This is a genomic window from Herbaspirillum aquaticum (genome assembly GCF_002213425.1).
Lineage (GTDB): Bacteria > Pseudomonadota > Gammaproteobacteria > Burkholderiales > Burkholderiaceae_D > Herbaspirillum > Herbaspirillum aquaticum.
In genome coordinates this window covers 150,582-163,127 of the sequence record NZ_NJGV01000013.1, presented here as the reverse complement: position 1 = coordinate 163,127, position 12,546 = coordinate 150,582, and the positions used below count along the sequence as shown (strand labels likewise).

The following is a 12,546-nucleotide window of genomic DNA, read 5'->3' as shown; positions in this document are numbered from 1 at the left end:
CCCGGGGATGGGTGGGCCGATGGCGGCGAAACGCCGCGAGGTGAAGAAAAACGCTCAGGAACGGTAGTCGGCGTTGATCGAAACGTAGTCGTGCGACAGGTCGCAGGTCCAGATGGAGGCCTTGGCCGCACCGCGCGCCAGCTTCACGCGCACCACGATCTCGGCTTTCTTCATGACGCGCTGGCCGTCTTCTTCGCGGTAATCCGGATTGCGGCCACCGTCCTTGGCGACCCACACGTCGTCCAGCCACAGGTTGATCTTGGACACGTCCAGGTCGTCGATGCCGGCATAGCCGATGGCGGCCAGGATGCGGCCCAGGTTCGGGTCGGAGGCGAAGAAGGCGGTCTTGACCAGCGGCGAATGGCCGATGGAGTAGGCGATCTGGCGGCATTCCTCGATGCTCTTGCCGTCTTCCACGGCCACTTCGATGAACTTGGTCGCGCCTTCGCCATCGCGCACGATCTGGTGCGCCAGGTGCTGCGACAGGTCGGTGACGGCCGCGGCCAGTTGCTGGTATTCCTCGCTGTCGGCGCTGGTGATTTCCAGTTCGCCGGCACCGGTGGCCATCAGGATGAAGGAATCGTTGGTCGAGGTATCGCCATCGATGGTGATGCAGTTGAAGGAATGGTCAGCGGCGTCCTTGACCAGCTGGTTCAGCAGTGCCTGCGGCAGCTTCGCGTCGAAGGCTAGGAAACCCAGCATGGTGGCCATGTTGGGCTTGATCATGCCAGCGCCCTTGCTGATGCCGGTCATCACCACTTGCTTGCCACCGATGGTGAGCGTACGCGAAGCGGCCTTGGGCTGGGTGTCGGTGGTCATGATGGACTCGGCCGCATTGAACCAGTTGTCGGCCTTCAGGTTACCGATGGCTTGCGGCAGGCCGGCGATGATGCGGTCGGCCGGCAGCGGCTCCAGGATCACGCCGGTGGAGAACGGCAGGATCTGCTGCGGCTCCACGCCCATCTGCTGGGCCAGCGCGGCGCAGACCGACTTGGCGCGCTGCAGGCCTTCTTCGCCGGTGCCGGCATTGGCGTTGCCGGTGTTGATCACCAGGGCGCGGATGGGCTTGCCGGCGCTCAGCTGCGCCAGGTTGGCCTGGCAGATCTGCACCGGGGCGGCGCAGAAGCGGTTCTTGGTGAAGACGCCCGCCACAGTTGCGGTCTCGGCCAGCTTCATGACCAGCACGTCCTTGCGATTGGCCTTGCGCACGCCCGCTTCGGCATGGCCGAGTTCGATGCCGGCAACGGCTTTGAGGTCGGAAGGAACGGGAATCGGAGAATTGACGGCCATGGCGAGCTTTCAGCGTAAAAATCGGAACGCGTATTTTAAACACTTTCCGTCACCGGCTGATGACGCAGGAACTCGCTTTCGATGATCTCGGCACTCATCCTGGCCCATTGCGCGTACTGGCCGTGGCCCGGATGGAAGCGGTCGATCGCCATCTCATGCGGCAGCGCCCATTGCAGCGAGCAGTAGCGCAAGGCGGCCTCGGCATCGATCCAGTCGCGCAGGGCGCGGTCCAGCTTGCGCGCATAGCGCCCCAGATACCAGCGCAGCGGCTGGGGAGCCACCGGCAGCAGGTGCATGGGCGGCAAGCCCGAGAAGACGATGTGCTCCACCCCGGCTTGCGCCATCAGGCGCTCGCATAGCAGGCGCAGGTTGGCCACGTAGCGTTGCGGGCTCATCTGCGAAGTGACGTCGTTCACGCCCAGGGCCACCACCAGGACGGTCGCCGGGCCGATCTCATGGCGCCCCAGCAGGTCCAGCGCTTCGAGCGAATTGACACCGCTCTGCGCCACCAGCTGCCAGGCCACCGGATGGCCGGTGCGCTCGGCCAGCTGGCGTGCCAGCGGCTGGGCCAGGGCTTGCTCCTGATGCTCCACCCCGACCCCGGCGGCCGAGGAATCACCCACCACCAGCACGCGCAGCGGCTCGGCCACCAGCCCGTTCTGCAAGGCGGGAAACTCCATGCCGCTGCGCGGACCGGCCGCTTCCGGCAGGCGCAGCGCGGTCTTGCGCAGGCGCTTGGCTTGCGCCAGCAAGAGCGGTCCCAGCAACAGTTTGCCCAGGATCAGCATGGGCGGCCCATCACGGCAGCAGGTTCTTGACCACCACCAGCCAGGGGCGCGCAGCAATCGGCTGGGCGCGGCCCTGTGCATCCACCGGGATCAGCGATTCGGAGACGGAGTTGAAGACATTGCCGCCGATCACGCCCGCCCAGCCATCATCGGCATGCACCTCCACCACCAGGTCGCAATGGCCGGCCAGGCCGGGGCGGATCTCGTCGATGGAGGTGATGTTGTTGTTGCCGCGCGGCGCGCAGATCAGGTCGCCGGGCGCAATCGGCTCGCTCTCGGCAGGACGCAATACGAATTGCGGCGAGGGGCGCGACTGGCGGTCCTTGAGGAAGCTCAGGTAATTGAAATGGGTTTCGTTGGGTGCAAAATCCTGCGGCGGCACATTGGTGCTCACCATCAGCCAGGAAATGAAGGCGGCCGACCAGGCTTGCTGGCAGTCCGCTCCGGTCAGGTTCTTGCCGACCGCGTGCCAGTACTCGGCCACCCGCTGCACGGCCTCGCCCTCGTCTTCCAGCAAGCCCAGGCGCGGGGCGCTGAAGGGCTCATGGCGCATATCGATCTGCTGGTTGCCGAAGAAATCCCACTCGGCCTTGGCCGCTTCCACCAGTGCCGCACGCGTGGGCGCAGCCGTGCTGATGGCCACGGCGGGCACGCCGGTATTGGTCACCGGGATGGAAGGAGTGATGGGCGCGTAGCCCGGGTTGTCGCTGTCGCGCCATTGCGGTAGCGGCGAGGAAGCGCAGCCGGCCAGCAGGACGGCGATGGCGGTGGCAGTGAAGCCGGAACGGGACGCACGAAACATCTTGGCGAGGGACATCTTCTTGTTCTCCTGGGCGGCAGGCGTTGGCTGCCGGAGCGCTCATCATAAGGGGAGCCGGGACAATTTTGCAGAAGCCTTCACCTGCAGGATGTAAAAAAGGCCGCCCACCCGCTTGGGTGGACAGCCTCTTCACATCGGGCCAGTTTGCGGCCGAACCGGGGATACTCTGGTTCAGGCCAGCTTGCCGTGGCACTGCTTGTACTTCTTGCCGCTGCCGCAGGGGCAGGGATCGTTGCGGCCGACCTTGGGGTATTCCGAGCCGTCGTCTTCGCCACCGGCCTGGGCGGTCGGTGCCAGCAGTTCTTCCGGCGCGGCTTCGGGATCGAAGTCGGCGTGCTGGTAGTTGACGTTGATGGGCGAGCCACCGGACATGCTTTCCTCGGCCGCTTCGATTTCCTCGCGGCTCTGGATGCGCACGGTCATGACGACCTTGATGACTTCGTTCTTGATCAGGTCCAGCATCTGGGCGAACAGCTCAAAGGCTTCGCGCTTGTATTCCTGCTTGGGGTTCTTCTGCGCATAGCCGCGCAGGTGGATACCCTGGCGCAGGTGATCCAGTGCGGCCAGGTGTTCGCGCCAGTGGTTGTCGATGCTCTGGAGCATGACACTGCGCTCGAAACCGGCAAAGGCATCCACGCCGACCACGGCCACCTTGGCGTCGTAGCTGTCCTTGGCGGCCGTCAGCAGGCGCTCCAGCAGCTCATCTTCGGCCAGGTCGGGTTCGGCCTTGAGCATGGCTTCCAGGTCGATGTCGAGCTGCCATTCGTTCTTCAGCACGGCTTGCAGGCCGGGGATGTCCCACTGCTCTTCCATCGACTCGGCCGGCACGTATTCGCGGAACAGGTCGGTGAAAACGCCATCACGCAGGGAGGCGATCATCTCGGCCATCTCGGCCGACTCCAGCAACTCGTTGCGCTGCTGGTAGATGACCTTGCGCTGGTCGTTGGCGACGTCGTCGTATTCCAGCAATTGCTTGCGGATGTCGAAGTTGCGGGCTTCCACCTTGCGCTGGGCCGACTCGATGGAGCGGCTCACGATGCCGGCTTCGATCGGTTCGCCTTCGGGCATCTTGAGGCGGTCCATGATGGCGCGCACGCGGTCGCCGGCGAAGATGCGCAGCAGCGCATCGTCCAGCGACAGGTAGAAGCGCGAGGAACCCGGATCGCCCTGGCGGCCCGAACGGCCACGCAGCTGGTTGTCCACGCGGCGCGATTCGTGACGCTCGGTGCCGATGATGTGCAGGCCGCCGGCATTGACCACGTGGTCGTGCAGGGACTGCCATTCATCGCGCAGCTGCTGCGACTTGGCGGCCTTGTCGGCCTCCGACAGGGACTCCTCGGCTTCGATCAGCTGGATCTGCTTGCCCACGTTGCCGCCCAGCACGATGTCGGTACCGCGACCGGCCATGTTGGTGGCAATGGTGATCATCTTGGGACGGCCGGCCTGCGCCACGATCTCCGCTTCACGCGCGTGCTGCTTGGCGTTCAAGACATTGTGCGGCAGCTTGGACTTGGTCAGGATGCCCGAAAGCAGTTCCGAGTTCTCGATCGAGGTGGTGCCCACCAGCACGGGCTGGCCGCGCTCGTAGCAGTCCTGGATGTCCTTGACCATGGCCATGTACTTCTCTTGCGCGGTCTTGTAGACCTGGTCCTGGCGGTCCTTGCGGGCATTGGGACGGTTGGGCGGGATCACCACGGTTTCCAGGTGATAGATTTCCTGGAATTCGTAGGCTTCGGTATCAGCCGTACCGGTCATGCCGGACAGCTTGGCATACATGCGGAAGTAGTTCTGGAAGGTGATCGAGGCCAGGGTCTGGTTCTCGTTCTGGATCTTCACGCCTTCCTTGGCTTCGACGGCCTGGTGCAGGCCATCGGACCAGCGGCGGCCGGTCATCAGGCGGCCGGTGAATTCATCGACGATCACCACTTCGCCGTTCTGCACCACGTAATGCTGGTCGCGGTGATACAGGGTGTGCGCGCGCAGGGCGGCATACAGGTGGTGGATCAGGGTGATGTTGGCGGCATCATAGAGCGATGCACCTTCGGGCAGCAGGCCCATCTGGGTCAGGATTTCCTCGGCCTTGTCGTGGCCGGCTTCGGTCAGCAGGACCTGGTGGCTCTTCTCGTCCTTGGTGTAGTCACCGGGGACTTCGATCTTGCCTTTGCCGTCCGGGGTTTCTTCGCCGATCTGCAGGGTTAGCAGCGGCGGGACGGCGTTCATCTTGTGATACAGCTCGGTGTGGTTCTCGGCCTGGCCGGAGATGATCAGCGGGGTACGCGCTTCGTCGATCAGGATCGAGTCCACTTCATCGACGATGGCGAAGTTCAGGGCACGCTGCACGCGGTCATCGGCATCGAAGACCATGTTGTCGCGCAGGTAGTCGAAACCGAATTCGTTGTTGGTACCGTAGGTGATGTCGGCGGCGTAGGCTTCCTGCTTGACGTCGTGTTCCATCTGCGACAGGTTCACGCCGGTGGTCAGGCCCAGCCAGCTGTAGAGGCGGCCCATGTCTTCGCAATCGCGCTGCGCCAGGTAGTCGTTGACGGTCACCACGTGCACGCCCTTGCCACCGAGCGCATTGAGGTAGGCCGGCAAGGTCGCCATCAGGGTCTTGCCTTCACCGGTGCGCATTTCGGCGATCTTGCCGAAGTGCAGGGCCATGCCGCCGATCAGCTGCACGTCGAAGTGGCGCATCTTGAGCACGCGGCGGGACGCTTCGCGGCAGACGGCGAAGGCTTCCGGCAGGATCGCATCCAGCGTTTCGCCGCCGGCGATGCGTTGCTTGAATTCGGGCGTCTTGGCTTGCAGTTCGGCGTCGCTCAGCTTCTCGACCGACGGCTCCAGCGCGTTAATCTGGCGGACGATTTTTTGATATTGTTTGAGCAGTCGCTGGTTACGGCTGCCGAAAATCTTGGTCAGGAATGACATGCTTGGATTCTATAAAAGCGCCGATGAACGATCCGGCAGAGTGACGTTGGGCTCCCGGCCGCTGGATTCCAGCCGACAACGCCCGAAAATAAACCATGGATTCTAGCACGCAGGCCGAGGGCATTGGCTCGCCGGCCCGCCTTCGCGCCGACTATGCGCCGCATTGGCTTTAGATCGGGCGTGTTTGCAAGGTTTCAATGGGGAAGGGGAATTTGGCAGAAATCGTCACGCCGGGCTTGCCAGAGATGCAATAAAACGCCGGGAATGCGGCCTGCAGACCACCCTGCCCGGCCGCAAACGCCCGCCCCACCGCGGCAAGCGCCTGCCCGAATTGCCGAAACTTGCCTGAACGGGCTCAGCGGCCGGCGACGAAGACCGGCATCTGCTTGGGCTGGTTGCCGCCGGTAGCACCGAGCGCCAGGAACTTGCGCGGATCCTGGGCGATGCCGCGAATGCGGACCTCGAAGTGCAGGTGCGCCCCGGTCGAGCGTCCGGTCGAGCCCACATCGGCCACGTGCTGGCCGCGCTTGACGATGTCGCCCACCTTCACGAACAGGCGCGAGGCATGGGCGTAGCGGGTGATGATGTTGTTGCCGTGGTCGATTTCCAGCATGTTGCCGAACTGGTAATGATATTCCGAGGCGATCACCACCCCGGCGGCCGCGGCGACGATGCGGGTGCCCACCGGGGCCGGGAAGTCCAGGCCTTCATGGAAGGCATTGTGGCCGCTGAAGGGGTCCAGCCGCCAGCCGAAGCTCGACGAGTTGTAGGCCACGTTGACCGGTTGATTGGTCGGCAGCAGGCGCGACTTGATCTTGTCGCCCATCAGGGTGGATTCAACCGCGTTGAGGTAATCGGTGCGATGGCCGGCGTCCACGGCCAGGTTGTCGAGCATGCGGCGCAGCTCATCCATGCCGACATCGCGGCCGGCACCGGCGATGCTGGAGACTTCGGCGCCGCCGCGACCGGGCAGCTCCTTGAAATTGAATTCTTCCGGACGGATGCCGGCCAGGCCCTGCACGCGTTCGCCCAGCGCGTCCAGGCGCATCATCTGGGCCTGCATCTCGCCGACCTTCACGGCCATCATGGCCAGGTTCTCTTTCAGGAATTTTTCGTTACGGCCATCTTCTTCCTGGCTCATCGAGACGGCCAGCTTGTGCAGCATGGGTGCGGCATCCGGGTCGCCGGCCTTGTTGAGCAGGAAATAGGTGATCGACAGCGAGGCGCCGGCGATCACGCCGACCAGCAGCAGCAACATCAGCAGGAGGTGCTTGGTGCCGAGCGTGACCGATCGGGCCTTGGTGAAACGGGGGTGCAGCAGGATAATTTGCATCTTTGCTCCTTGGGCTCCGGCCGGTCAGACACCGGATGTGATAAGGTTTAAAGATGAAGTACGCATCTACTTTTATCCCTTATCGGCCTGCTCCCACGAGTGCCCAACGCATGGCGAAGAGCACGAAGGGAGCCGCGGATTTCTTGCGGTCGAATTCGACGATGGCGGCGCTGTTGCCCGCCTTGGCTCGCATGGGCACGTTGCAGCAATCAGTGGCCGCGAACTTGCCGGCGATGTTTGCCGCGTGTCAGATCTTGCAGTTTGAAGCTGGCGTGCTTGTCATGAGCGCGCCCAATGCAGCGCTGGCGGCACGGTTGAAGCAGCAAACCCCGAGGCTGCAGGACCGCCTGCTGAAGGACGGATGGCAGGTTAATTCAATCCGAATCAAAGTGCAAGTTGGCCGGACGGCCCCCCCGCCACCGCCAAAACGGGTGCTGGAGTTGACCGAAAACGCCCTGACTTCCTTCGCCGAGCTCAGCAGTACACTGGCCCGCGATCCGCGCAGCCAGGGCTTGAAGGAAGCCATCGATGCCATGATACGGCGGCGCGACCAGCGCAGATTGGCCAAGGAAGCAGGAGAAGACCCGCCATTTCTGCAGGGAAAATAGCCCGGAAATAGCCGGATGACGAAATCCTTCTAAAAAATTTACCAGATATCTCTCGTCAGATCGCCAGCAGAGCTCTCCTGAAAACGAAACGCCCCGGTCCAGGCCGGGGCGTTTTGCGTTGAGACATCAGTAGCACGGGGGCAAGCTTCAGTTCAGCGCCCACTCCTGCTTGGCTTGCATCACATAGGTCTGCGGTGCCTGGTCGAGCTGGTCGAAGCTGACGATTTCATAGGCATCCGGCTGCGACAGCAGTTCGCGCAGCAGCAGGTTGTTCAGGCCATGACCGGACTTGTGGGCATCGTAGCTGGCCAGCAGCGGATGGCCGATGATGTACAGGTCGCCGATGGCGTCCAGGATCTTGTGGCGCACGAACTCGTTGTCGTAGCGCAGGCCGTCGGCGTTGAGGATGCGGTACTCATCCATGACGATGGCGTTCTCGAAGGAACCGCCACGTGCCAGGCCCATGCCGCGCAGGGTTTCCACATCCTGCATGAAGCCGAAGGTGCGCGCGCGGGCGATTTCCTTGACGTAGGAGTCGATGCCGAAGTCGACCTCGGCCACCTGTCCGGTACCGTCCACGGCCGGATGGTTGAATTCGATGAAGAACTTCAGGCGGAAGCCGTCGTACGGTTCCAGGCGCGCCCATTTTTCCTTGTCGCCCGTGCCTTCGCGCACTTCCACGGGCTTTTTCACGCGGATGAATTTCTTGGGCGCGTTCTGCTCCTGCAGGCCGGCCTGCTGCAGCAGGAACACGAAAGACGAAGCCGAACCATCCATGATGGGGATTTCTTCGGCGGTCAGGTCGATGATGAGATTGTCGATGCCCAGCCCGGCGCAGGCCGACAGCAGGTGTTCGACGGTGGACACCTTGGCGCCATCCTTGGTCAGGGTCGAGGCCATGCGGGTATCGCCCACGCCGGTAGCGATCATCGGCAGCTCGACCACGGGATCGAGGTCCACGCGGCGGAACAGGATGCCGGTATCGGGTGCGGCCGGACGCAGGGTCAGCTCGACCTTGGTGCCGGAGTGCAGGCCGACGCCCGTGGTCTTGACCAGGTTCTTGATTGTGCGCTGTTTCAACATCCGGCCATTATAGCCAAGATGCCCCTGCCCCGCCCCGACCGGTACGGCTTTGTTGCAAATCGTTCCTATCTGTAAAACAGGTGCCGGAGGCACTCATTCATCGATTGAATCGATAAATTCATTTCCCCAAGGAAAAACGGCATGCCGCAGCATGCCGTTCATTCCCTGTCCGCTGGCCGGGAAGTCCCGGCCTGTATCAGCCCAGCTGGGCCAGCAGGGTTTCAGCGTTGGAGACCTCGAACTTGCCCGGTGCTTCCAGGTTTAGCTGCTTGACCACGCCGTCTTCGACCAGCATGGAGTAGCGCTGCGAGCGCACGCCCATGTTGCGTTCGGTCAGGTCGAATTCCATGCCCAGGGCCTTGGTGAAGATGGCGCTGCCATCACCCAGCATGCGCACGATGCCGGTGGCCTTCTGGTCGCGGCCCCAGGCGCCCATGACGAAGGCGTCGTTGACCGAGATGCACCAGATCTCATCCACACCCTTGGCCTTGAACTGGTCGGCCAGGGCGATGTAGCCCGGCACGTGCTTGGCCGAACAGGTCGGGGTGAAGGCGCCCGGCAGCGCGAACAGCGCGATCTTCTTGCCCTTGACCAGGTCCGACACCTTGAAGGCGTTGGGGCCCAGGCTGCAGCCTTCGGTCTCGGTCTCGATGAATTCGGTCAGGGTGCCTTCGGGCAGGCGGTCGCCGATCTTGATGGTCATGGTGTTTCCTCGTCTGGTTGTAGGACTGTGAATTGATGAAGTGATGATTAAGTGGTGAAACAGATGCGTCTGCCGCGATTCATCGATGCAGCAGATGAGTTGCCGGCGCGCTGCGCACGAAAAAACGCCGCGCACGTGGCGCGGCGTTAGTATGCCTTGGAACCGGCAAGCCTGCTGTCAAGCTGGCCGCCGCTCCGGGCCAACGACGATCAGTCCGCCTGCTTGCGCAGGAAGGCCGGGATGTCGTAGGTTTCCATGCCGTTCTTTTCCAGGGCGCGCACGGTGTCGGAAGCCGACTCGCGACGCCACACGGCCGGGGCCTTCAGGCCGCCGAAGGTGGCACCGGCCGGTTGCGCGGCGCCTTGCGGCATCACGCCACCGACGGCCATCATCGGCTCGTTGTGGGTACCGGTGCGCATGACCGGGGTCTGCACCAGCTGCACGGCCTTGCGGGCACGGCCCAGGCCGGTGGCCACCACGGTCACGCGGATCTCGTCACCCATGCTGTCATCGTAGGCGATGCCCTGGGCGATGGAGGCGTCCGGTGCCGCGAAGGCGCGCACGGTGGCCATGACTTCCTTGATTTCCTTGCCCTTCAGGCCACGGCTGGCAGTGACGTTGACCAGCACGCCGCGCGCGCCGGACAGGTCGATGCCGTCCAGCAGCGGCGAAGCCACGGCCTGCTCGGCGGCCACGCGGGCGCGGTCCACACCGGCCGCAGTGGCGGTACCCATCATGGCCTTGCCCTGCTCGCCCATGATGGTCTTGACGTCGTTGAAGTCGACGTTGATGTGGCCGGGCACGTTGATGATTTCGGCGATACCGGCCACCGCATTGTTCAACACGTCATCGGCGTGCGACAGCCATTCGATCATGCTGTCGTCTTCGTAGATCTCTTCCAGCTTTTCATTGAGGATGATGATCAGCGAATCGACGTGCTGGGTCAGCTCTTCCAGGCCGGCGTCAGCGATGTCCATGCACTTCTGGCCTTCGTAGGAGAAGGGCTTGGAGACCACGGCGACCGTCAGTGCGCCCAGCGACTTGGCCACCTGCGCCACCACCGGAGCGGCACCGGTGCCGGTACCGCCACCCATGCCGGCGGCGATGAAGACCATGTGCGCGCCGCGCAGGGAGTCTTCGATGCGGGCGCGGGTTTCCTCGGCCAGGCGGCGGCCGACGTCGGGCTGCATGCCGGCGCCCAGGCCGGTATCACCGATCTGGATGACGTTGTGCGCCTTCGATTGCTTCAGTGCCTGGGCATCCGTATTGGCGGCGATGAATTCGACGCCGGACACACCCTTGTTGATCATGTGCTGCACGGCATTGCCGCCAGCACCGCCTACGCCCACGACCTTGATGATCGTACCCAGCGTCGCATTGTCGACCATATCGATTTCCATGATGACTCCTTAAAATATATGTGTCCTGCAGCTGGCAGTTGATAGGCATCACGCGGTGTGACGACTAGCAACTGATCACTGCTGTCCGTATGTGTGATTCCCTGTTGTTTCTTTTTGATGCTGGTATCTGATAGCTGATACCTGATACCTGATGCCGATGCTGCCAATGATGCGACTGATGCCTTGAAACCTTAAAACCTTGTTACCGCTATTCTAAGAAAACACTGCTGCAAATTTGCTGCCGTTCTCATCAATTTTTTACTGCCAGAACCGTACAACCGAACCGCCAGCAACGACCAATGCTTTTACATCCTGATGCATTCACCACCGGCCGCTCGTGGCAGCCGACGGGAATGGATCAGAAATTGCCGAGGAACCATTCCTTCATGCGCTGCCAGACCGCCTTCACCGAGCCTTCCTGGCGCGTCACGATGTAGCCGCGCAGATACTGTTTCTTGGCTTCCTGCAGCAGGCCCAGCACGGTCGAGTAGCGTGGACTGCGCACCACGTCGGCCAGCTGCCCGCTGTATTCGGGCGTACCCAGGCGGGCCGGCTTGAGGAAGATGTCTTCGGCCAGTTCGGTCATGCCCGGCATCATTGCCGAACCACCGGTGAGCACGATGCCCGAGGACAGCACCTCTTCATAACCCGACTCGCGCACCACCTGGTGCACCAGCGCGAACAGCTCTTCCACGCGCGGCTCGATGACGGCGGCCAGGGCCTGGCGCGAGAGCGTGCGCGGATTGCGGTCACCCAGGCCGGGCACTTCCAGCGTCTCGGTCGGGTCAGCCAGGATCTGCTTGGCCACGCCGTAGCGCAGCTTGATTTCTTCGGCTTCCAGCGTGGGCGTGCGCAGGGCCATGGCGATGTCGTTGGTGATCTGGTCGCCGGCAATCGGGATCACGGCGGTATGGCGGATCGCACCTTCGGTGAAGACCGCCACATCGGTGGTGCCGCCGCCGATGTCGACCAGCACCACGCCCAGCTCGCGCTCGTCGGTGGTCAGTACCGAATCGGCCGAGGCCATCGGCTGCAGGATCAGGTCCGACACTTCCAGGCCGCAGCGGCGCACGCACTTGACGATGTTCTGCACCGCAGACACCGCACCGGTGACGATGTGCACCTTCACTTCCAGGCGGATGCCGCTCATGCCGATGGGCTCGCGCACGTCTTCCTGGTTGTCGACGATGAATTCCTGCGGGACCGTGTGCAGCAGTTGCTGGTCGGTCGGGATGTTGACCGCCTTGGCGGTCTCGATCACGCGCGAGACGTCGGCGGCGGTGACTTCCTTGTCCTTGATGGCGACCATGCCGCTGGAATTGAAGCTGCGGATGTGGCTGCCCGCAATGCCGGTATAAACGTTGCGGATCTTGCAGTCGGCCATCAGCTCGGCTTCTTCCAGCGCGCGCTGGATGGATTCGACGGTGGCCTCGATGTTGACCACCACGCCTTTCTTGAGCCCCTTGGATTCGGACTGCCCCAGCCCGATCACTTCATGGCGGCCATCGGGCAGCACCTCGGCCACCACCGCCACCACTTTCGAGGTGCCGATGTCCAGACCGACGATCAGATTTTTTGCGTCTTTTGTCATAG

At 63.0% G+C, this 12,546-nt stretch carries 10 protein-coding genes; 1 reads left to right on the top strand and 9 read right to left on the bottom strand.

Annotated elements, in window-relative coordinates:
* Positions 1–54: 54 nt before the first annotated feature.
* The 5 genes from argJ to CEJ45_RS14925 form a co-directional block, all read right to left on the bottom strand.
* Entirely contained in the window at positions 55–1,290 is a 1,236-nt protein-coding gene (gene argJ / locus CEJ45_RS14945) for a bifunctional glutamate N-acetyltransferase/amino-acid acetyltransferase ArgJ (protein WP_088755870.1), read from the bottom strand.
* Between the two features lie 35 nt (positions 1,291–1,325).
* Entirely contained in the window at positions 1,326–2,078 is a 753-nt protein-coding gene (locus CEJ45_RS14940) for an SGNH/GDSL hydrolase family protein (protein ID WP_088755869.1), read from the bottom strand.
* A gap of 10 nt (positions 2,079–2,088) precedes the next feature.
* A complete protein-coding gene (locus tag CEJ45_RS14935; RefSeq protein WP_088755868.1) occupies positions 2,089–2,895 on the bottom strand; it encodes a DUF2272 domain-containing protein in 807 nt (268 codons plus the stop codon).
* A gap of 174 nt (positions 2,896–3,069) precedes the next feature.
* Entirely contained in the window at positions 3,070–5,826 is a 2,757-nt protein-coding gene (secA, locus tag CEJ45_RS14930; RefSeq protein ID WP_088755867.1) for a preprotein translocase subunit SecA, read from the bottom strand.
* 355 nt (positions 5,827–6,181) lie between these two features.
* Positions 6,182–7,159: a M23 family metallopeptidase gene (locus CEJ45_RS14925; RefSeq protein ID WP_088755866.1), complete on the bottom strand. Its 978-nt coding sequence runs from the start codon at positions 7,157–7,159 to the stop codon at positions 6,182–6,184.
* Between the two features lie 53 nt (positions 7,160–7,212).
* Between CEJ45_RS14925 and CEJ45_RS14920 the strand changes: the two genes are divergently transcribed.
* The gene (locus CEJ45_RS14920; RefSeq protein WP_088755865.1) at positions 7,213–7,767 is read left to right on the top strand and encodes a DciA family protein; all 555 of its coding nucleotides are present in this window, start codon (positions 7,213–7,215) and stop codon (positions 7,765–7,767) included.
* A gap of 147 nt (positions 7,768–7,914) precedes the next feature.
* On the opposite strand, the gene lpxC is transcribed toward CEJ45_RS14920, so the two are convergent.
* From lpxC to ftsA, 4 genes are all read right to left on the bottom strand, one after another.
* Entirely contained in the window at positions 7,915–8,850 is a 936-nt protein-coding gene (gene lpxC / locus CEJ45_RS14915; protein WP_088755864.1) for a UDP-3-O-acyl-N-acetylglucosamine deacetylase, read from the bottom strand.
* 196 nt (positions 8,851–9,046) lie between these two features.
* Positions 9,047–9,553, bottom strand: coding sequence for a peroxiredoxin (locus tag CEJ45_RS14910; protein ID WP_088755863.1), 507 nt, complete (start codon positions 9,551–9,553; stop codon positions 9,047–9,049).
* A 209-nt stretch (positions 9,554–9,762) separates the two neighbouring features.
* Positions 9,763–10,953, bottom strand: coding sequence for a cell division protein FtsZ (ftsZ, locus tag CEJ45_RS14905; RefSeq protein WP_088755862.1), 1,191 nt, complete (start codon positions 10,951–10,953; stop codon positions 9,763–9,765).
* A 358-nt stretch (positions 10,954–11,311) separates the two neighbouring features.
* The gene (gene ftsA / locus CEJ45_RS14900; RefSeq protein WP_008334543.1) at positions 11,312–12,544 is read right to left on the bottom strand and encodes a cell division protein FtsA; all 1,233 of its coding nucleotides are present in this window, start codon (positions 12,542–12,544) and stop codon (positions 11,312–11,314) included.
* Positions 12,545–12,546: the final 2 nt, after the last annotated feature.

Excerpts from the sequence above, each read along its gene's own strand:
- argJ (WP_088755870.1), bottom strand. The coding sequence starts at position 1,290 with ATGGCCGTCAATTCTCCGATTCCCGTTCCTTCCGACCTCAAAGCCGTT.
- CEJ45_RS14940 (WP_088755869.1), bottom strand. The coding sequence starts at position 2,078 with ATGCTGATCCTGGGCAAACTGTTGCTGGGACCGCTCTTGCTGGCGCAA.
- CEJ45_RS14935 (WP_088755868.1), bottom strand. The coding sequence starts at position 2,895 with ATGTCCCTCGCCAAGATGTTTCGTGCGTCCCGTTCCGGCTTCACTGCC.
- secA (WP_088755867.1), bottom strand. The coding sequence starts at position 5,826 with ATGTCATTCCTGACCAAGATTTTCGGCAGCCGTAACCAGCGACTGCTC.
- CEJ45_RS14925 (WP_088755866.1), bottom strand. The coding sequence starts at position 7,159 with ATGCAAATTATCCTGCTGCACCCCCGTTTCACCAAGGCCCGATCGGTC.
- CEJ45_RS14920 (WP_088755865.1), top strand. The coding sequence starts at position 7,213 with ATGAAGTACGCATCTACTTTTATCCCTTATCGGCCTGCTCCCACGAGT.
- lpxC (WP_088755864.1), bottom strand. The coding sequence starts at position 8,850 with ATGTTGAAACAGCGCACAATCAAGAACCTGGTCAAGACCACGGGCGTC.
- CEJ45_RS14910 (WP_088755863.1), bottom strand. The coding sequence starts at position 9,553 with ATGACCATCAAGATCGGCGACCGCCTGCCCGAAGGCACCCTGACCGAA.
- ftsZ (WP_088755862.1), bottom strand. The coding sequence starts at position 10,953 with ATGGAAATCGATATGGTCGACAATGCGACGCTGGGTACGATCATCAAG.
- ftsA (WP_008334543.1), bottom strand. The coding sequence starts at position 12,544 with ATGACAAAAGACGCAAAAAATCTGATCGTCGGTCTGGACATCGGCACC.